The sequence below is a fragment of the Fusobacterium sp. JB019 genome, from assembly GCA_030673965.1.
Taxonomy (GTDB): Bacteria; Fusobacteriota; Fusobacteriia; order Fusobacteriales; family Fusobacteriaceae; genus Fusobacterium_B.
Map to the genome: position 1 here is coordinate 380,706 of JAUTCN010000002.1, position 21,432 is coordinate 402,137.

Consider the following 21,432-nt stretch of genomic DNA (forward strand, 5'->3'; position numbering starts at 1 on the left):
TTTCCCTCTTTTATTCTGTGATTATTCTTTTTTTACTAAGACTGATTTTTCCGTTATCAGTAGAAATTACTTTAACATCAAATTCGTCTCCTTCTTTTAATACATCTTCAACTTTCTCTACTCTTTCTTTTGAAATTTCAGATACATGTAATAATCCTTCTTTTCCAGGAAGTATTTGCATGAATGCTCCAAATTTCATAACTTTTACTACTTTACCTTTGTAGATTTCTCCAACTTCAACATCTTTAACTTGATCAGTTATTCTCTTAACTGTTATATTTAATCCTTCTAAATCTGAACAGAATATAGAAACTTTACCGTCATCAGTTATGTCTATTAAAGCTCCAGTATCTTCAACTATTTTCTTGATATTTTTTCCACCAGGTCCAATTAATGCTCCTATTTTATCAGTATCTATTTGTAATTGGTGAATTCTTGGTGCGTTTGGTGCTAATTCTTCTCTTGGTTCAGGTATAGCTGCATTCATTACTTCAAGAATTTGAATTCTTGCTTTATGAGCTTGGTGTAATGCTATTCTCATAATTTCTTCAGTAATTCCTGTAATTTTTATATCCATTTGAAGAGCTGTAATTCCAGATTTTGTTCCTGCAACTTTAAAGTCCATATCTCCTAAGTGATCTTCAAGTCCCATGATGTCTGTAAGTACTGTAAATTCTTCTCCTTCTTTTACAAGTCCCATAGCGATTCCAGCTACGTGTTCTTTAATAGGAACTCCAGCATCCATAAGTGCTAATGATCCTCCACAAATTGAAGCTTGAGAAGATGATCCGTTTGATTCTGTAATATCAGAAACAACTCTTACTGTGTAAGGGAATTTTTCTTCATTTGGCATTACATAAGATAATGCTCTTTCTGCTAGAGAACCATGTCCTAATTCTCTTCTTCCTGGTGCTCCATTTCTTCCAGTTTCTCCAACTGAGTAAGCAGGGAAGTTATAGTGTAAGTAGAATTTTTTATAATATTCTTGATTTAAGTTATCTACTAATTGCTCATTTGCTTTTGAACCTAAAGTTGTAGTTACTAAAGCTTGAGTTTCTCCTCTTGTGAACATTGCTGAACCATGAGGTATTGGTAAAGATCCAACTTCTGCATATAAGTCTCTTATTTCATCAGTTTTTCTTCCATCAACTCTATGTTTGTGATAAAGAATAGAATCTCTTACTAATTTTTTCATTAATTTATCATAATACATGTTGAATTCATCCATTATTTCTTTTGGAATTTCTTCTTCTTCAACATCTGCAAAGTTTTCTGCTACGAATTTTTCTGTTAATTCAGCTTTTAAAGCGTCTACTGCTTCTTGTCTATCTTGTTTTCCAACTTTTAATACAGCTTCTAATAATTTCTTTTCTCCATTTTCATCAATGAATGTTTTTACTACTGGATTAGTTTCTGGTTTAACAAATTCAATTTTTTCTTTTCCAGCTAATTTAACAAAAGCTTCTTGGAATTCACATAATTTTTTAATATTTTCATGCCCAAACATAATAGCTTGAAGCATAGTTTCTTCGTCCATTTCTTGAGATCCAGACTCAACCATGTTAATTGCATCTTTTGTACCTGCAACTTTTAAGTCAAGTTCACTTTCTTCTAATTGTTCAGGAGTTGGGTTAAGAACGAATTCTCCATTTATTCTACCAACACAAACTGAAGCAACTGGTCCTAAGAAAGGAATGTCAGATATCATTATTGCTGCAGAAGCACCAACGATACTTAAACAATCAGTTGTATTTACTCCATCATAAGAGAATACTGTATTTACTATTTGAACCTCATAAGTGAACCCTTCTGGGAACATTGGTCTTAGTGGTCTATCTGTTAATCTAGCTAAAAGAGTTGCATCAGTAGATGGTCTTGCTTCTCTTTTGTTGAATCCTCCTGGGAATTTTCCAGCAGCATAATATTTTTCAATATAATCTATTGTTAATGGGAAAAAGTCAATTCCTACTCTTGGCTCTTTTCCACGGTTAACAGTACTTAGCATTACAGTATCACCGTATTGAACCATAACCGCTCCATTAGATTGTCTTGCAAATTTACCAGTTGAAAGTGATAACTTTCTTCCTGCAAATTCTATTTCTAGTTTTTTTTCATCAAACATTTATTTCCTCCTAAATATTTTATAAATTATCATAGAGGAACTAGCAAATAATAAGGGAAAATATATGTATTTTAAAATTTAGTACTTTACATAATTTTTCTCTTACTACTTACTTATCAATTCACTCTACAATAATTTTATCATCTCTAAAGTATACCATTTTTAAGGACAAAAATCAAAGATAATTATAGTTAATAAAAAAAAGTAAGACCAAAAAATCCTACTCTTTTTTATTATTATCATGTCCATTTTTTTCTTCTTCTATTTTCTTTTTAACTATTTCCATTTGTTTTGCTAACCACTCATCATCACCATTGATTTCTTTAGCTTTTTCCATAAATTCAATAGCCTTATCATATTGTTTTAACATAGAATAATTCCAAGAATACTCACATAATATCCAAAAATCATCTCTTCCTTGATCTCCAGCTTTATCAAGTGCAGCAATAGCTTTATCATGTTCCATTTTTTTGCTATAGCACCAAGCTAATTGTGAATAAAGCCATACATCTTCTCTTCCTAACCCCTTGATATATTTTAATAATTCTAAAGCATCATCTACTAAACCAAGTCTTTCTAAACACCAAGCTAAATGAGAATTTACCCAAATATCATCTTCCTTATGAGATTTTGCTCCATTATAGTAATTTACAGCTTCTTTAAAATCTTCTTTTTGCTCGTAAATTAATCCCATCTCAGCATTAAGCCAGTAATCATCTCTTCCTAAATAAAAGCTTTGAATAAAATATCTAATTGCTTTATCAAATTCTTTTAGTTTAGAATAATTCCAACCAATTTCACTTGCTATCCAGATATCATCTCTTCCATAAGCTTGTGCCCTCTTTAAATAATATAAAGCTGTCTTATGTTTCCCAAGAGCCCCGTAATTCCAAGCTATTTCACTATGTAACCACCCATTTTTATCGTACTGATTTTTAAGTTCAGCCTTTAGTAAAGACTCTATAGCCTCTTTTCTTCTATCTAATTTTCCTAGAGCAGCCCCTAAATTACAGTGAAGCCAATAAGAATCTTCTCCTAGTTTTTCAAGTTCCCTGTATGCTTGCACTTCTTCTTCCAGTTTTTGTTTTTCTGTAAGCTCTTTTTTTTCTTTTTCTATAAGTTCTTTAGACATAGTATCTCCTTTACTTATTCAACTTCTTGTATTTTTCCTTTTCTTTGTAAATAACTAGCTAAATATACAAATGGAGTATCTGAAATCGCTACCATAACTTTCAAGATATAAGTTGTTATAAATATTTCCATTAAAACTTCTTTAGGATAAACTCCGTAAAAGGCAACTAACGTAAAGATAGTATTATCAATAAATTGACTCACAAGAGTACTTGCATTATTTCTTATCCATATATGCTTAGTTTCTCCGTATCTTTTTTTCCAAAATTCATAGGCCCATATATCATGAGTTTGAGAAGTTAAATAAGCAAGTAATGAAGCGCATATAAGTCTTGGCATAAAATCAAATATTCTTTTCACACCTTCAAACATCATAACTGCTTCTTCCACATCACTTGGAACAAATGATACTGCTATTTTCATAATTAAACTCATAACTATTAAAGAGAAAAATCCTATATATACTGCTCTTTGTGCATGCTTTCTTCCATAGTTTTCAGCTAATATATCTGTAACTAAAAATCCACCTGCATATAGAATATTTCCTAAAGTAGTTCCTATCCCAAATAAATCAACTAGTAACACAACTTGTATATTTGCAAGTATTGTAGAAATTGGTATCCATATGTATAACCCTATTTTACCATACTTTTTGTAAATAAATAAAATACTTAAGAAATTTACTAGTAACATAACTAACCACATTAATTCATTTTTCATTGTTCGAACACTCCTAAATCTTTATTGTCGATAAGAAGTTCCACCCTGTCATCATCTTGAAGATAACTATATTTTTCTATAAACCATTTCACTAGATCATTGTCTCTTTTTACTATTGTACCATTATCTATGAAGATATTTAAAGTTATATTTTTAAAATATTTAAGTCCTAATTCTATATCCTTGTCTATCATATCTCTCGTTTGCCCTTTTGTACACACTAGCAAACAAACTGAATACAACTCACGGCTTAATAATTTTAAAACATCTTCATTTAATTTAAAGTTTTTATTATAGCAATTTATTCTAAAATCATCATCAAAAGTTTCAAGTCCCATTCTAATTCTAACTTCAACTTCAGGAAATAATTTTCTAATTTCATCTAGTCTTTTAATATATCCATAATATATTTCAAAATAAATAACCTTTATATTTTTTTCACAGACAACCTTTTGTATCATTTTCATTGTATTTTTAGTTAATTCAAATACAGAACCTGAATTTATAACTTCTAACACTCCATATTCTCCAGTGATATTTTTTATAGTTTCTTTATTAACTCTATCTATTTCTTCTTCATCTAGAGAATTATCTTCTATATAGTTACAAAAACTACATTTTCCATATCCACAAGGAAAACTTTTTAAAAGGACAATTTCACGTCTATGTTTATCTTGAATTTTATTATATCTAATTCCCATTTAACCTCCTTTTTTTAGAAATAAAAAAGGGCAGAATACATCTGCCCTAATAATCTAAATAATGTTAAATTTAGACCTAGTTTTTTATAGATGGTTTAACTGTGCAGAACATCTTTCAAGGTAAAGTATAATGATATTTTCAAATTTTGTCAATGTTTTTTTATATTACATTTTTCTTTGCAAGTTCATCATACAACATGTGAGGTTTTTCTAAATGTATGGCGTCCATTCCTAACTTTTTAGACGTATTTACATTTACTAAAGTATCATCAATAAACAAACATTCCTTTGGATCTAATTTATATTTTTCAAATAGCATATTATAAATTTTTTCCTCAGGTTTTAAAAGTTTAACATGTCCTGAAATTATTTTCCCTGTAAAAAGTTTGAAAAAATCCCATTTTCCGTATATATTATCAAAAGCTGGATAATGAAAATTAGAAATAATATATAGCTTATACTTTTTTTGTAATTTCCTTAAAATATTAATATTTTTTTCAATTGGATTAAGACAATCTATAATATAGTTTTCAAATAATTTATCAATAGCTTCTTTGCAATAAGGTAATTTTTCTTTAAAATAATTTATAGCATTACTATATTCTAAAGTCCCTCTATCTAATTCTTGCCACTCTTTTCCTAAAAAAACTATTTTAAAAAATTCTTCCTTATATTTGTCTTCCACATTTTCATTTACAAATTTTTGAGGATTAAATTCTATCAGAACATTTCCTAAATCAAATACAATATTTTTTAACATATTCATTCTCCTTTAGAATTTAACGTCTCTTTCTCCTGCTTCAATACGTTTAAGTCCATCTGCAACTTCTTTATAATATTCTTTATCTTTTAATTTTTCTAAATGTTTTTCAATTACAGAATTTGCAATTTTAACTGTTTCTTCACTTGCATAATCTAATACATATTCTTTTAACGTAAACATTGCATTTGGAATACAGTAGTTATGAACAAATTTAGATTTTGCAACCTTCATAAATTCTTCCCCTGTTCTTCCTGCTCTATAACACGCTGTACAAAAAGATGGAATTTCTCCTGTTTCACAAACTGTTTTAACAACATCATCTAAAGAGTTGTCATCATGAATTGTAAATTGTTCAGCATCATTTAATTGATTTGCTTTTTTAGATTTTGCATAAGCTCCTACTCCAATTCTAGTTCCTGCATCTATTTGAGATACTCCTAAAGGAATAACTTGGTCACGAACTTCTTTTGGTTCTCTAGCTGTACAAATCATTCCTGTATAAGGAACTGATAATCTAATTATTGCAACTAATTTTTTAAAGTCTTCATCTGATACTTTATATTCTAATTCTCTACTAAGAGGTGTTGCATTTGCAAATGTTACTCTTGGGAAAGATATTGTATGTGGTCCTACACCATTGAACTTTTCTTCCAAATGAATAGTATGATATAAAAGTCCCATAACTTCAAATCTCCAATCATAAAGTCCAAATAAAACACCTAGACCCATGTCATCTATTCCACCTTCCATGGCTCTATCCATAGAATATAATCTCCAACGATAATGCCCCTTCATTGTATCTTCAGGATGCATATATTTATAAGTTTCATGATGATAAGTTTCTTGGAAAACTTGAACTGTTCCAATTCCTATATCTTTTAATTTTGCAAACTCATCTTTTCTTAATGGAGCACAGTTTATATTTGCACGACGTATTTCTCCATGCTCTGTTTTTGTATCATATACAGTTTTTACTGTATCTACCATGTAATCAACTTGTGTATTTGGTGATTCACCATAAACAAGTATTGTTCTTTTTTGTCCTTCTTCAATCATTACCTTAGTTTCTTCAGCTACTTCTTCTAAAGAAAGAGTTTTACGTTTCATAACTCCATTATCACATCTAAAACCACAATATCTACATCTATTTACACATTCATCACTACAGTATAATGGAGCAAAAAATACTAGTCTGTCTCCATATACTTCATGTTTTAATTTATAAGCTAATTGATACATTTCCTCAATAGTTTCTGGATCTTTATTTTGAATTAATATAGCTGTCTCTTCTGGTTCTAATCTTACACATTGTTCAGCTTTTTTTAAAACTTTTCTTACTTCTTCCTTTGAAGGTGCTTTTGCTTCATTTAATTTTTTCCAAATCAAATCATCATCGATAAAGTCCTTCTCCATTTTATCGTATTCTGCCATTTCTTTAGCATACTTTTGTGTGAAATTCATTTTATGAATCCTCCCTAATCTTTTAATTTAGTTAACATTGATTTGACAGTTACCCCTTGAATTCTTCCAAGTTTGCCTGTCATTGCACATATTTCGTCATTTGTACCTTCAGCAATTAACGTAATTACAGAGATTCCATGTTTTTTATAAGGAATACCCATTCTTCCTACTATAAAATCAGAATATTCGTGTAAAACAGCATTCACCAAATAAAATTTATCTAAATTTTCTACTACGATTCCTATTGTTGCTATTCTATATTCATTTTCTATGCACATAAACATCTCCTTCCCTAACCTAATTAACCTTAAAGATAAAAAAAACTCCCTTGTAGACACAAAGGAGGCCCTTGAATTTATTAATAAGCCTTTCTCTACGGAAATACCGACGAGTCAGATATCTTCAAAGCCCTGCACTCCCAAGTAAAATTTTACAAGCAAATACATTGCATCCTTACTAAATTATATTCCATGGTTAATAAATTGTCAACATCTAAAGATGTCTTTTAAATATTTATTTTTTTTGTATTTCTATTTTATTTCTTCCGCTATTTTTAACTCTATATAGAGCAATATCTGCTCCTTTGGCTAGTTCAGATAAATTTTTATCATATGTTTTTAAGAAACTTATCCCAACACTCACAGTTATGTTTATATTTTTATCATTCACAACAAAGACATATTCATTAATCTTTTTCTGCAAATCAGACATGAGTTTTTTAGCTTCCTCAACATTTGTATTAGGAAGAACATAAGCAAATTCCTCTCCCCCTAATCTTCCTAATAAATATTCATTCCTTACAAATCCTTTCATTATTGAAGATAATTCTTTTAAAACTATATCCCCTGCATCATGACCATATTCATCATTAATACTTTTAAAATAATCAACATCCACCATTGCAAAGGAAAAATCTTTTCCCTCTTCCTTACTTTTCTTAAAAGCTAACCTTGCCTTTTCTATAAAAGCTCTTCTATTCATAAGTCCAGTTAAAGCATCAGATCTAGCAAGCAAATATAATTTTTCTTCTTGGTAATGTTCCCTTGTAATATCAGCTGAAACTCCTCTAAAACCTTTAAATTTATTTTCTTCATTATAAATAGCTACTCCACTCATCTGCAACCAAACTTCATAACCATTTTTATGAACGACAACATATCTTCTTTTGTAAAGTTTTTCTTTCCTATCTACACTTTTATAAAGATCATTTTCAAATCTTTTTTTATTATCCTCTTTTAAAATATCATATACAGACATATTCAGAAGTTCTTCTTGAGAATAACCTATAACTTTTTCAGCTTTTTTAGATACATAATTAAATTTACTATCTTTTCCTATTTCCCAAACTATTTCTTCAGCAGCCTCAGTTACATCTAAAAACCTTTGCCTACTTTCATGTAGCTTTTCTTTAGCCATATTAAGTTGATAGTTTAAAGAAATTAAAACCATCAAGAAAAAACTTAAAATTACTATTCCAACTGCTCCAAAAAAAGCATATTCCTTTGGAGTAAAATTACCTCGAGTATAAACATTATGTGCATAAATAAATTGATAATTAAGTGGAATTAATATCATCGTAAAAAACACTTGTGATTTATTTTTTAATAACAATATTTTCATCTCCTTTTAAATCCTATTTATAATAACACACCACACTTACATATTATACCACTTTAAAAGGAAAACTTAAACTATATTACAAAATAACATCTTTTTATACAAACATAGCAACTAACATAACTGATAATTCCGCCATTATCATTCCACCCCAAACAAAGCTTTTTCCTAAAACTAGAGGTACTGCAAAGATAAAGATACTATTTAAAACAAAACTTCTAAGCCCTGAAATAATTAAAGCATAATTTGTATTTTTAGTAGCTAAATAATAAACTGTATATACAATATTAACTGAAGCAAAAATGAAAGAAATTCCATAAACACTCATACATTTATAAGCTATTGATATAAGATCCTCGTCTGAATTAAATATGGAGATAATACTTTTTCCAAACACTAACATGATTCCATATATAATTACAGAAAGTAAAATATTTAATTTAATTCCTTTTTTAAAGAAATAGTTAGCTTTTTCCTTTTTATTTTGTCCAATACTTTGACTAATAAGAGGCTGAATTCCTTGACCTAAACCTGTAAACACACAAATCACTATTACTAGTATATATGAAATTACAGAAAATGCAGAAACTCCAATATCCCCAAATATTTTCATAGCAAGATAATTATAACATAATATTGTAACTGGTTGACTCATTTGAGTAATAAACTCAGGCCTTCCTATTTTTATAATATCTAAAAGATTCTTTTTATTTATTTTAGGCATTGATATTTTTAAAGTTCCTTTTCCACTTACAAAATGAAATAAAAGAACTATACAAGCTAATATCTGACCTAATCCTGATGCTATTGCAGCTCCTTTTAATCCCATGTTTAATGGAAAAATTAATAACCAATCTAGAAAAACATTTGTAACTGCTCCTGTTATCATTCCCCACAAAGCAAGTTCAGGATTATTATCATTTCTAACAAATACAGATAAAATAGAACTTCCACAAAAGAAAATTCCAAAAATAACATAGTATTTTAAATAAGTAGCAGTTCCTTCCTCTAAAACTTTACTAGCTCCTAAAAATCTTGCTAGTTGAACTGGAAATAAAACACTTATCAAGGTCATAAACAAAGAAAAAGAAAAAACAATCATCAAACTTAAATTAAAATAATTATTCGCTTTTTTATAATCTTTTTTTCCAAATTCTATTGAAGTTAAAGTTGCTCCACCCATGGCAACCATCATTGTAACTGCTGTTAACAAAGAAATGAAAGGTATTGCTATATTAACTGCTGCAAGTCCAGTTGTCCCTACTCCTCTTCCAACAAAAATTCCATCCACTACAAAATATAAACCTGTAACTAACATTGCCCCAATTGACGGTATTACAAATTTATAAAACTTTTTATCATCTGATAAATTTTCTAACATGTATCCCCCTTATATTTTTTCTACTTTATGATATAATGAAAGTATAAACTATACCATAATAGGAGAGTCAATGAAAATGAATGAAAATAAAGAAAAATTTTTATCAATAGGACAAGTGGCTAATTTAAAAGGTGTTAGTGTTAAATCTTTAAGATATTATGAAAGATTAGGAATATTAATACCTGCATACATAAATGAAGAAACAGGATATCGATATTATAAAATTGAACAAATGATTATAATTGATTTGATAATTAATTGCATTAACTTAGATATTCCTCTTAAAAACTTTCATAATTATTATGCAAAGGATAAACTTTTAAATGTAAAAAAACTTCTAGAAGATGGAATTAAGATTGCCAATGAAAAAAAAGCTAAAATAGATAAAACTTTAAAAAATTTAAATTATATTTCAAATCATTTAAAAACAACTGAAGAAATAAAAAAACATAAAGGAACATACGAAATTTCCTGTAAAGAACGTTTTTTTATAACTTGTAAGTGGAGTGGAGATGTAAATAATTTAAAAGAATTTATAAAAAAAATAACTGACCTTTATAATCAATGTGAAGATCTTGATTTAGAAAGTAAGTTTAATCAAGGAATAATAATTATAAATGAAAATAGCACCATAAAAAAAATGGTATTCCTAGAAATATCTAAGAATACCAAATATATTGAAAATTTAATTGTCATCCCCAAAGGGGAATTCACCTGTGAGATTTTTGATTATGATGAAATCTCAATCATTGAAAATAAATATTTAGAAAAACTAATTCCTTCAAAGGAAGGGATTTATATATTTAGAGAATTATATGACAACTATGCCAGCTACAATCCTACTCCTCTTGAAGTACAAGTTTACATCAAAGGAGCAAATAAATAAAGTACATCTATGAAGAAATTATATATGAAGCTTTTATTATAGTCTTCTTGTGTAATTTCTTCACTCACCCTTAATGTATTTATAAAATCATCCCTAACTTCTTTTACTGAATTAGTCTCATACATCCAAGTACCACATTCAAAATGATGAAATAAAGATCTATAATCTAAATTAATAGATCCAACTATAGCTAATTTATCATCTGATACCAATGTTTTTCCATGAATAAATCCTGGAGTATATTCATATATTTCTATTCCATAATCACAAAGTCTTTTATAATTTGAACGAGTAAGCATATGAACTGCTTTCTTATCCCAAATACGAGGTGTTATAATTTTTATTTTAACACCTGATTTAACTGCATTAATCAAAGCATTTTGCATCATATCATCTATGATTAGATATGGTGTAGTTATATAAATATATTTTTTTGCATTACTTATAATATTTAAAAGTAGATCTACTGCTAAGTTATCCTCATCAATAGGACTACTTGAAAATGGAATACAAAGTCCATTAGCTTTATTAGAATTTTCTATATTACCCTTATATTTTTCCACATCTACACTTACATCTCTAGTAAAGCTCCATGTTTCTAAAAATATTTTTGCAAATTCAAAAGCTGAATCACCTGTAACTTTAATTCCCATGTCCTTCCAGTGTCCATATTTTACAATAGCATTAATATATTCATCTGCAATATTAATCCCCCCATTAAAAGCTACCTCCCCATCAATAACTATAATCTTCCTATGGTCACGATTATTTACATTTGTATTAATCACTGGTTTAACAGGATTGAATATCTCAGTTTCTATCCCCTTACTTTCTAAAAACTTAGGATATTTAGGATCCAAAGTAGCAAAACAACCTATATCATCATACATAACCTTAACTTCAACACCAGCTTTCGCCTTTTCAATTAAAATTTCTAAAATACTACCCCACATTTCTCCTGTATTAATAATAAAACTCTGAATGAAAATATATCTCTTTGCTTTTTCAAGCTCTATTAAAACTTCTTTAAAAAATTTCTCCCCAATTTCAAGATATTTAGTTTCATTATTTATACATACATTATAATGAGCATGATGATTAAGTAATTGGACTTGTCTTTTAGGATAATCTAACTGACAAGTATCATATAATGTATATTTCCTTTGATATTTATGAGTATTTTTCATAATGCTTTTCTTTAATTTTTTTCTATCTCTTTGTAATAGGAAGATTAATATTACTGCAAAAACAGGAAAAACAAAGATTAATATTATCCAAGCTATTTTAAAATTCCCTATTAATTCAGATCTAATAATAGTTAACCCAATTAATAAAGACACAAATGCTAAGATTCCTTCAATATGTGCAATACTACCAAACAAGTCTGTAAATAAAAATGAAAATAACATTATTTGTAAAATAGCTGCTAATAAAATAATTATACTTCTTTTCAAAATCGAACTTTTCATAGGCAACTCCTTTTAACTCTCATACTCTAGCTTTTATTGTGTAATTCAAATTTTATTTCACTTTTTTATAAACATATAATTCATGAATTTCTTTATCATAACCTTCATAGAAACCAACTGGCATTCCTCTATCAACCTTTGTTCCACGATTTGATAAAACAACTAACTCATTTGTTTCAGGATCTATTGATAGTCCTTCTATTTCTCCAGCTCTTCTAAAGTCCTTCATTTCACGGAATAATCTTGTATATGTAGCTGTTTTGTTTAAATCAGATACATCACAAATATAAATGTTATCACTTTCATCATAGTCAGCGTCTCCATCATCAGCAGAGATTAACACTTTACCATCAACACAGAATATTCCTTGTGTGTATTGTGGGTCAGGACGTAAATGAACTTTTCCATCATATTTTTTAGTTTCTAAATTATAACGATAGATATATCTCCCCTTTGTCCAATCTGCCATCCAAACCATGTTTCTCTCACGATCAACAGCTAAACCACAAACTTCAACTTGCCCTGAAGTTTCATCCCAAGGAATTGAATATTTATATTCTAAAGTTTTTGCATCATAAACTGCAACTTGAATATTTTTACTTACACCAAATTGAAATATTTCTATTCCAGTGTAAATCTCTCCATTCCATACATCGATGTCTCCTAAATGGTTTGCTTCTTTTTCTAATTTTGTGAAAGGATTTTCATTTTTAGCAACAAGTTCACCATCTTTAGTATACTTATATAAAGCTTTACTATTAGACACATAATAATAATCTTTATCAATAGCTATCCCTTGTCTTCCTTTAACTTCAATCACTTTCTCTAATTTGTATTCCTCACCTAATTTTGCTGCTCCTAATAAATTAGTACTCAATGTAACTACTGCAAAAAACATCATGATTCTTTTTAACATTTACATCACTCCATAAATTAAATAACACAACACACAATTGATACAAAACACACAAAACACACACAATAAATTTGTTTAACTTACACAATAAAGCCACCTATGTATTATATCCTATTTTTTATTAATTTAAAAGTTTTTTTATGTAATTTTTAACTTCCTCATAGTCTCCATTAGTCTCATTTATCTTCTTAACTATTGCTGTTCCTACAATAACATTGTCAACATACTCATATATTTTTTTTACATCTTCAGAGCTACTAATCCCAAAACCAACTGCTACGGGGATATCTGAGTATTTTTTAACTTCCTCAATATACTTTTCAAAGTCCTTATAAAAATCAGATTCTCTACCAGTTACGCCTAAAGATGAAACTGTATATACAAAGCCACTTCCTCTAGAAAGAGTCTTTGCCATTCTGTTATTTGATGTAGGAGTTGCAAAGGGAATTAAAGCAACTTTTTCTTGATCTAAATATTCTAACATTTCATCTTGTTCTTCGTATGGCAAGTCAGGTATTATCAATCCATCTATTCCAACTTCTTCACATCTTTTTATAAACTCTTTTACTCCATAATTATATATAGAATTATAATATATAAGAAAAACTAAAGGTATATTTATTTCATCTCTAAATTTACTAATTTCGTCAAAGATAGATCTTAGATTAACTCCTTTTTCTATAGCTCTTTGTCCTGCACTTTGAATAACTGGTCCATCTGCCAAAGGATCTGAGAAAGGAACTCCTATTTCTATAACATCACAGCCTCCATCTTCTAAAGCTCTAACCATAAGTCCTAATTTCTCCAAACTAGGATCCCCCCCTGTTAAAAATCCTATAAAATTTTTCTTCTTTTCTCTTAATTTTTTTTCTAATCTATTCATAGTCATAACTCCTTATTTATTTAATTTGTGAATGTCGTTGTTTTCATAATAGTCCATTATTGTATTCATATCCTTATCCCCTCTTCCAGAGATATTTATAATTATAATGTCATCTTCTGTAGTTTCATCAATTTCTCTTAGAGCAAGAGCAACTGCGTGAGAACTTTCAATTGCTGGAATAATTCCCTCAACACTTGATAATTCTTTTAATGCAACTAAAGCTTCCTCATCATTTACAACTTCATAACGAGCTCTATCTACACTTTTCAAATAAGTATGCTCAGGACCTACACCAGGATAATCAAGACCTGCTGATATTGAATGAGCTGGACAAATATTTCCATTTTCATCTGTAAATAATGCTGATTTCATTCCTTGGAAAACTCCTATATTAAGTTTTACTTCATCTGATAAAACTACAGCATGTTTCCCTGATTTTACTCCTAGTCCACCAGCTTCAGCTCCTATTAATTTAACATTTTCATCTTTAACAAAGGAATGAAATATTCCCATTGCATTACTTCCCCCACCAATACAAGCATATATCCTATTTGGTAGTCTTCCCTCTTTTTCTAAAATTTGAGCTCTAGCCTCTTCTCCTATAACTTTTTGAAACTCTCTAACCATATAAGGATAAGGATGAGGACCTACAACTGAACCTATAACATAGAAAGTATCTTCAACACTACGAACCCATTCTTTTATAGCCTCATTAGTGGCATCTTTCAAAGTACTTGTTCCACTTGTAACTGATACAACTTCAGCATTTAATAATTTCATTTTAAATACATTCAAAGATTGTCTTTCAACATCTTCTTTCCCCATGAAAACTCTACATTCCATTCCCATTAATGTAGCTACAGTTGCAACTGCCACACCATGTTGTCCAGCTCCTGTTTCTGCAATAACTTTTGTTTTCCCCATTCTTTTAGCTAATAAAACTTGCCCTAGAACATTATTTATTTTATGAGCTCCTGTATGATTTAGATCTTCTCTTTTTAAATATATTTTTGCTTTCCCGTATTTCTCACTAAGAGCCTTTGCATAATATAAAGGGTTTGCTCTTCCCACATATTCCTTTAAATAATAATTATATTCATCCATAAACTCCTTATCATTTAAAGCCTCTTTCAATTCTTTATCTAAGTCTAATAATGGATTCATTAAACTTTCTGGAACATATTGTCCTCCGAATTCTCCAAATTTTGTCATAACATAACCTTCCTTTCATTAATTAATGTTTTCAAATAATAATTTTATTTTTTCTCTATCCTTTATTAAATTTGTCTCAACTCCTGAATTAACATCTATAACATCAGCCTTTGAAATATTTATTGCATTTTTTATATTCTCACTATTTATTCCCCCTGCAAGAATTTTCTTTTGATCTAATTTTATGTTTTTTATTAATCCCCAATCAAAACTTTCTCCAGTACCTCCGAACTTTCCTTTTTTGAAGGTTTCAAATAATATCCCATCAACCATTTTATATTTTTTTAATTCTAGAATATCTAACTCTTCCTTAACATGTACAACTTTCCATATTTTTATATTTCTTGACTTTAAATTTCTTTTTAATTCTCTTATATATTTTATACTCTCATTTCCATGAAGCTGAATAATTTTAAGCCCACATATTTCAATTGCTTTTATAACAAAAGAAATATCTTCATTTACAAAAACTCCAACTGGTAAAATACCCTTCCTTAAATTTCTAATTAAAATCATTCCCTTAGCCAAAGGAATCTTTCTTTTAGAATTAGAAAAAATAAAGCCAGCATATTTTAAATTAAACTCATTTATTATTTCTATCTCTTCTAGTTCTTTAATTCCACATATTTTTATTTCCATAATTTTTCCTTTTTAATTAGAATAATTTTCTTTAAATTCCCTTGCCAAATTTTTCATAGAAGGAGCTCTCATAAAACTTTCACCAACTAAAATACCGTCAATTTTTACCTTTGATAGCTTTTTAATATCCTCTTCATTTTTTATACCTGATTCACTAACAACTAAAATATTTTTAGGAATATATCTTCTTAAATCTATTGTATTTTTTACATCAGTGGTAAAACTTTTAAGATCTCTATTGTTTATACCTATAATATCTGCTCCAATATCTAAAGCTATATCTATCTCTTCCTTTGTGTGAACTTCCACCAAGACATCTAAATCTATTAACTTTGCTGTGTCGTAAAGTTCCTTTAATTTCTTTTTATGTAAAATATTTACAATTAATAATATCGCACTTGCACCTAGAGCCTTTGCATTATAAATTTGAATCTTATCCAAAATAAAATCTTTACAAAGAACAGGAATTTCAACTTCTTTTGCTACATTTTGCAAATATTCATCCCTTCCTAAGAAAAATTCTTCCTCTGTTAACACTGAGATAGCATCTACACAGATATTATATTTTCTTCCTAATTTGCAAGGATTAAAATCTTCTTTTATCAATCCCTTGGAAGGAGAAGCTTTTTTTATTTCACCAATTATACTTAACCCTTCTTTTTTTAAAGCTTCATAAAAAGTCATCTTCCTTTTAGTTTTATATTTTTTTTCTATAAATTTTAATTTTGCATCTACAATTTTTTTCAAATATTCTTCCATACCTACACCTCATTACTAACTATTATAAATTCTTCTAATTTTTTTAAAGCTAGTTTCTCATCTATTATTTTTTTAGCTCTTAAAATCCCCTCTTCTATGGAAGAAACTAAGTTAGAAGCATACATTGCAGCAGCTGAATTTAATATAACAATATCTCTTTTGGGTCCTTTTTCTCCTGCAAAAATATCTCTTATTATTTTCTTATTAAAACTAGCATCTTTTCCCTTAAGATCTTCCTTTGTACATTTATTCATCCCAAAGTCTTCAGGATTCAAAGTATATTTTTTTATATCTTTTTCATTTAACTCTAAGATTTTAGTATTACTTGTTAAAGTTATTTCATCTAATCCATCTTCTCCGTGAACTATAAGAGCTTTTTTTACACCTAAATTCTTTAAAACTTTCCCGTAAATATCCATTAGTCTTTCTTCATAAACTCCAACTAGCATATGATTTGCAGATCCTGGATTTATAAGAGGTCCCATTATATTAAAAATTGTTCTAAATCCTAAATTTTTTCTAACCTTTCCAACATTTTTCATTGCTTTATGAAACAAAGGAGCATACAAGAAACTTATATTGCATTTTTCAACGCATCTTTTTGCTTTATCAGGATCTAAATTTATATTAACTCCTAATCCTTCCAAAACATCTGCACTACCGCAATTACTAGAAACTGAACGGTTACCATGTTTTATAACACAAAGACCACTTGCAGCAAGAACTATAGAAGTTGCAGTGCTGATATTAAAAGTATTAGAAGCATCTCCTCCAGTTCCAACTACATCAACCATAACTTTATTATCCACATGAACTTTTGTAGCTAGATTTTTAAGAACCTTCGCTCCAGCAGTAACTTCAACAGGAGTTTCTTTTTTTATTAAAAGAGCTGTTAAAAAACTACTAATAAGAATATCATCACTTTCTTCATTCATAATATAGTTCATTGCATATTCCATTTCTTTTGCATCTAAATCTTGCATATTAACTAGTTTTTTTATTATTTCTTTCATAAATTCCTCCTATCTACATAAATTCACAAAATTTGCTATTATTCTGTCACCACTTTCTGTAAGTATTGATTCTGGATGAAACTGAAGACCATAAACATCATAATCTTTATGTTTTATCCCCATTATTTCATCACCAGCAGAAGTTAAAATCTCCAAATCTTCTGGTAAATCTTCCACTATTAAAGAATGATATCTTGCTACTTTTATCTTACTTGGCATATTTGCAAATAATTTATCATCATTTAAATCTATCTTACTTGTTTTACCATGCATTATTTTTTTGCTGTGAGCTAGCTTCCCACCAAAGACAACTCCTATAGCTTCATGCCCTAAACATATTCCAAGTATAGGAATTTTATTATAGTATTTTTCTATTACTGGAATTGTTATTCCTGCTTCATAGGGAGTTTTGGGACCTGGACTTATAATTATTCCCTTTATGTCTAGCTTATCTAATTCCTCTAAAGTTATTTCATCATTTCTATACACAACTATATCTTTATTGTATTTCCCAACATATTGATATAGGTTATAAGTAAATGAATCATAGTTATCTATCATTACTATCATAATATCTCCTTTCCTGTTATAGCTTTAACACAAGCTCTTAATTTATTTATAGTTTCTTCATACTCAGCTTCAGGATCTGAATCATATACTATCCCTGCTCCAGCTTGTATATTTATAACATCATCTTTTTTCACAATTGTTCTTATTGCTATACAAGTATCCATTGTATTATTAAATCCAAAATATCCAACTGCTCCTCCGTAAACTCCACGTTTTAAGTTTTCTAATTCATCAATTATTTCCATAGCTCTAATTTTAGGAGCACCACTTAATGTCCCTGCTGGAAAGAAACTTTTAAAAGCATCAAATATACTTTTATCTTCCCTAAGTTCTCCTTCTACTAAGGATGTTATATGCATTACATGAGAACAATCTTTTACATTTAAATAATTTGGAACCTTTACAGAGCCTATCTTTGCAATTCTTCCCATATCATTTCTCCCTAAATCAACTAACATATTATGTTCAGATATTTCCTTTTCATCCTTTAAAAGTTCTTCTTTAATTCTTTTATTTTCTCCTTCATCCTTTGATATTTTTCTTGTTCCTGCTATCGGACAATTTTTAACTATATTATTATTTACTTCAACTAACATCTCTGGACTAGAACCTATAACTTCATAATTATTCATTTTAAGATAATACATGTAGGCAGAAGGATTAACTTGAGTTAATTTTCTATATAAATCCAATGAATCAACATCTTTTTTTATTCCACTAAACCTTTGACTTAAAACAACTTGGAATATATCCCCTGCATATATATAATCTTTAGCCTTTTTCACATTATTTATAAACTCTTCCTTTGTAACATTACTTTTAAAATCAATATGGAAATCTTCAAGTTCATAATTTAATTTCACATCTTTATTTATAAGGCTTTCAATTTCTTCAATCCTTTCCTCTGCCTTCTCTTCCCCCTCCTTAGTAGGTTCTTCTAAAACAACAATATGTATTTTTTGATATAAATGATCATAAGCTAAAAATTCCTTTGTGAACAACAAATCTACAACTGGAGTATTTATCTCATCTTTATTTTCATTTGGTATTCTTTCGTAAAATCTTATACTGTCATAGGAAATAGCTCCTACTGCTCCTCCTACAAAATCAAGTCTTGTTGTATTTTCAACATCTATTTCATCTAAATATTTTTTTATTATGTCAAATGGATTTCCCTTAAGAATTTTTAAGCTATGATCCTTTTGAACTCTAATAGATTTTTCATCTCCTTTTAGGAACATATAAGGTTTTCCAAGAAATGAATACCTTCCCTTTGGATGAAATTTTTCACCACTTTCTAGTAAAAAGCCAACTTCATCTTTGATGTATTTTTTAAATAAGGTGATCGGTGTTTCTATATCACCTGAAATAATTTTTTCGTAAGTTTTTAATTTCATTTTGCCCCTCCAGTATAAAAAAGTATAAAAAAAATCGTCCCAAAAAACTGGGACGATTAACTCGCTATGCCACCCATAAGTTATTATAAAAAAAACGTCTATAAAAAGACGTAATAATAACCATAATAGTTTTTAATACGGAATTTTCTAATTCGATATCTTATCTCTGTAACGGGAGAACCCGGCTGCAGCTACTATATTTCACCTCGCTCCTCATAGATCCATTCATCATCAACATTTGTACCGTCCTTTCCACCAACCGACGACTCGCTAAAACAAACAATTTAATGATTACTACTTCTAATCATTGGATTTCTTTATTTAATTTTGCATATACTATCATACATTTTTTCTTTTGTAAAGCTTTTTTTTAAAAAATTTATATTTTCAATTTATAAAATCAAATACTGCCTCTTTATTTACACTAAAAATAAATATTATTCGTTTTCATCGGCATATTTTACAAGAGCTCTAAAGAAAACTATAAACTCTTCATCTCCATCATGAACATGCCATTCTGGATGGAATTGTAGAGCTTCTACAAAAGTTGCACCTTTATATTCTACAGCTTCAATAATTCCATCTGGAGCTGTTGCTACAACTTCTAGATTTTTCCCTAAATCTTTTATACATTGATGATGCCAAGAATTAACTGTTATATCTTCTGGTCCCATAATAGCACTTAAGTGAGTTCCTCTTTTTATATTAATTTTATGATATACAAAATTTTCTTTTCTAGGATCTCTATGAACTATATTTGTTTTGTATTGTGTTGGAATATCTTGATATAATGTTCCACCACATACTACGTTTAACATTTGTAATCCACGACAAGTTGCTAACATAGGCATATCATCTTTTAATGCTGCTGTTATCATCCAGAAATCAGAAGTATCTCTAGCTGAATTTGTTTTTTCTAGGTTTCTATGAGGTTTTTCCCCGTAATAAGAAGGGTTAACATCCTCTCCTCCTGTCATAATTAATCCATCTACAGTTGCTAAAGCAGCTTTAGCTTCTTCTTCTCCAGTAACTTTTGGTAATACAACTGCTATACCTCCAGCTTTTTCAACACCATCTATATACACTTGAAGACTTTCTGAATAGTCCTCATTTTTAAAATCTTTTCTCCAAGCAATACCTATTTTTGGCTTATCTTTTTTGTTTCTTATGGAAAAATTATTACAACCTACACAAAGAACTGCAAAAAGCATAATAACAAGGTTTAACATCAAAGTCTTAAATTTAATTCTTTTCATCTTTACCCCCCAAAAAATTTATTAAGAGGCAGTAGTTAATTTGCTAATATTTAATTGAAAAGTCCAGTAAAGATAACACTATACCTTGAGTATACTATCCACCTATCCATTTGTCAAACGCAAAGTTAGAAACTAGTCATCAAAAACAAAAAAACACCCCTCAGGGTGTTTTAAAGAATTATTACCACTATCTTCCGATTTTTTTTAATATCCAACTTTATAAACTTTTCCATCTTTCATCATTATTTCACACATTTGACCATCCCTATTTATCATCATTTTTCCATCTTTCATCATTACTTTATGCATCATTCCATCTTTGTCTTTAACTAACATCATCTGACCATCTTTCATCATCATTTGATTGTCTTCTACCATCATCATTTTCCCGCTTTTATCTCTCATCATCATTGTTCCTAATTCTTCTTTTTTATTGTTATACATATTAGAACAACCAACTAGAAGAAAAGCTGCAAATATACCCAAACCTAACATTTTAAATTTTTTCATATTTCGCCTCCAATTAAAACAGATAT

The 21,432-nt window shown here is 28.8% G+C and carries 21 protein-coding genes and 1 other annotated feature; of the genes, 1 reads left to right on the top strand and 20 read right to left on the bottom strand.

Features of this window, described 5'->3' with window-relative positions; all coding sequences use genetic code 11:
* Window positions 1-10: 10 nt before the first annotated feature.
* The 9 genes from pnp to Q7K47_02085 all read right to left on the bottom strand — a co-directional run bounded on the left by pnp (window position 11) and on the right by Q7K47_02085 (window position 9,896).
* A complete protein-coding gene (pnp, locus tag Q7K47_02045; GenBank protein MDP0505987.1) occupies window positions 11-2,122 on the bottom strand; it encodes a polyribonucleotide nucleotidyltransferase in 2,112 nt (703 codons plus the stop codon).
* Window positions 2,123-2,342: 220 nt separating this feature from the next.
* Window positions 2,343-3,254 carry a tetratricopeptide repeat protein gene (locus Q7K47_02050; GenBank protein ID MDP0505988.1) on the bottom strand — a complete coding sequence of 304 codons (912 nt, stop codon included), beginning with the start codon at window positions 3,252-3,254 and terminating at the stop codon, window positions 2,343-2,345.
* A gap of 14 nt (window positions 3,255-3,268) precedes the next feature.
* Window positions 3,269-3,973, bottom strand: a complete 705-nt coding sequence (locus Q7K47_02055) for a queuosine precursor transporter (GenBank protein MDP0505989.1) — start codon at window positions 3,971-3,973, stop codon at window positions 3,269-3,271.
* Window positions 3,970-4,674 (bottom strand): radical SAM protein, encoded by a 705-nt coding sequence (locus Q7K47_02060; GenBank protein MDP0505990.1) that lies wholly within the window; start codon window positions 4,672-4,674, stop codon window positions 3,970-3,972. The genes Q7K47_02055 and Q7K47_02060 overlap by 4 nt, the downstream gene beginning before the upstream one ends.
* Before the next feature lie 160 nt (window positions 4,675-4,834).
* The gene (locus Q7K47_02065; protein MDP0505991.1) at window positions 4,835-5,434 is read right to left on the bottom strand and encodes an HAD family phosphatase; all 600 of its coding nucleotides are present in this window, start codon (window positions 5,432-5,434) and stop codon (window positions 4,835-4,837) included.
* Between the two features lie 12 nt (window positions 5,435-5,446).
* Window positions 5,447-6,898 (bottom strand): [FeFe] hydrogenase H-cluster radical SAM maturase HydG, encoded by a 1,452-nt coding sequence (hydG, locus tag Q7K47_02070; GenBank protein MDP0505992.1) that lies wholly within the window; start codon window positions 6,896-6,898, stop codon window positions 5,447-5,449.
* Window positions 6,899-6,912: 14 nt separating this feature from the next.
* Window positions 6,913-7,176: an iron-only hydrogenase system regulator gene (locus tag Q7K47_02075; GenBank protein MDP0505993.1), complete on the bottom strand. Its 264-nt coding sequence runs from the start codon at window positions 7,174-7,176 to the stop codon at window positions 6,913-6,915.
* 235 nt (window positions 7,177-7,411) lie between these two features.
* The gene (locus tag Q7K47_02080) at window positions 7,412-8,509 is read right to left on the bottom strand and encodes a GGDEF domain-containing protein (GenBank protein ID MDP0505994.1); all 1,098 of its coding nucleotides are present in this window, start codon (window positions 8,507-8,509) and stop codon (window positions 7,412-7,414) included.
* Between the two features lie 103 nt (window positions 8,510-8,612).
* The gene (locus Q7K47_02085) at window positions 8,613-9,896 is read right to left on the bottom strand and encodes an MATE family efflux transporter (GenBank protein MDP0505995.1); all 1,284 of its coding nucleotides are present in this window, start codon (window positions 9,894-9,896) and stop codon (window positions 8,613-8,615) included.
* A 70-nt stretch (window positions 9,897-9,966) separates the two neighbouring features.
* On the opposite strand from Q7K47_02085, the gene Q7K47_02090 reads away from it, so the two are divergent.
* Complete coding sequence (locus Q7K47_02090) at window positions 9,967-10,782, top strand: MerR family DNA-binding transcriptional regulator (protein ID MDP0505996.1); 816 nt, start codon at window positions 9,967-9,969, stop codon at window positions 10,780-10,782.
* Here Q7K47_02090 and cls read toward each other — a convergent pair.
* From cls to Q7K47_02145, 11 genes are all read right to left on the bottom strand, one after another.
* On the bottom strand, window positions 10,758-12,251 hold the full coding sequence (gene cls, locus Q7K47_02095; GenBank protein ID MDP0505997.1) for a cardiolipin synthase: 1,494 nt from the start codon (window positions 12,249-12,251) through the stop codon (window positions 10,758-10,760). The genes Q7K47_02090 and cls overlap by 25 nt on opposite strands.
* A gap of 52 nt (window positions 12,252-12,303) precedes the next feature.
* Window positions 12,304-13,167, bottom strand: coding sequence for a hypothetical protein (locus Q7K47_02100; GenBank protein MDP0505998.1), 864 nt, complete (start codon window positions 13,165-13,167; stop codon window positions 12,304-12,306).
* A 121-nt stretch (window positions 13,168-13,288) separates the two neighbouring features.
* The gene (gene trpA / locus Q7K47_02105) at window positions 13,289-14,050 is read right to left on the bottom strand and encodes a tryptophan synthase subunit alpha (GenBank protein MDP0505999.1); all 762 of its coding nucleotides are present in this window, start codon (window positions 14,048-14,050) and stop codon (window positions 13,289-13,291) included.
* A gap of 12 nt (window positions 14,051-14,062) precedes the next feature.
* Window positions 14,063-15,262 carry a tryptophan synthase subunit beta gene (gene trpB, locus Q7K47_02110; GenBank protein ID MDP0506000.1) on the bottom strand — a complete coding sequence of 400 codons (1,200 nt, stop codon included), beginning with the start codon at window positions 15,260-15,262 and terminating at the stop codon, window positions 14,063-14,065.
* Between the two features lie 18 nt (window positions 15,263-15,280).
* Complete coding sequence (locus tag Q7K47_02115; protein MDP0506001.1) at window positions 15,281-15,901, bottom strand: phosphoribosylanthranilate isomerase; 621 nt, start codon at window positions 15,899-15,901, stop codon at window positions 15,281-15,283.
* A 12-nt stretch (window positions 15,902-15,913) separates the two neighbouring features.
* On the bottom strand, window positions 15,914-16,660 hold the full coding sequence (trpC, locus tag Q7K47_02120; protein MDP0506002.1) for an indole-3-glycerol phosphate synthase TrpC: 747 nt from the start codon (window positions 16,658-16,660) through the stop codon (window positions 15,914-15,916).
* Between the two features lie 2 nt (window positions 16,661-16,662).
* The gene (gene trpD, locus Q7K47_02125) at window positions 16,663-17,673 is read right to left on the bottom strand and encodes an anthranilate phosphoribosyltransferase (GenBank protein MDP0506003.1); all 1,011 of its coding nucleotides are present in this window, start codon (window positions 17,671-17,673) and stop codon (window positions 16,663-16,665) included.
* Between the two features lie 9 nt (window positions 17,674-17,682).
* A complete protein-coding gene (locus Q7K47_02130; GenBank protein MDP0506004.1) occupies window positions 17,683-18,243 on the bottom strand; it encodes an aminodeoxychorismate/anthranilate synthase component II in 561 nt (186 codons plus the stop codon).
* The gene (gene trpE / locus Q7K47_02135; GenBank protein ID MDP0506005.1) at window positions 18,240-19,640 is read right to left on the bottom strand and encodes an anthranilate synthase component I; all 1,401 of its coding nucleotides are present in this window, start codon (window positions 19,638-19,640) and stop codon (window positions 18,240-18,242) included. The genes Q7K47_02130 and trpE overlap by 4 nt, the downstream gene beginning before the upstream one ends.
* A gap of 45 nt (window positions 19,641-19,685) precedes the next feature.
* Window positions 19,686-19,957, bottom strand: a binding site (T-box leader).
* Window positions 19,958-20,077: 120 nt separating this feature from the next.
* On the bottom strand, window positions 20,078-20,896 hold the full coding sequence (locus Q7K47_02140) for a gamma-glutamyl-gamma-aminobutyrate hydrolase family protein (protein MDP0506006.1): 819 nt from the start codon (window positions 20,894-20,896) through the stop codon (window positions 20,078-20,080).
* A 204-nt stretch (window positions 20,897-21,100) separates the two neighbouring features.
* Window positions 21,101-21,406, bottom strand: coding sequence for a hypothetical protein (locus Q7K47_02145; GenBank protein MDP0506007.1), 306 nt, complete (start codon window positions 21,404-21,406; stop codon window positions 21,101-21,103).
* Between the last annotated feature and the right edge of the window lie 26 nt (window positions 21,407-21,432).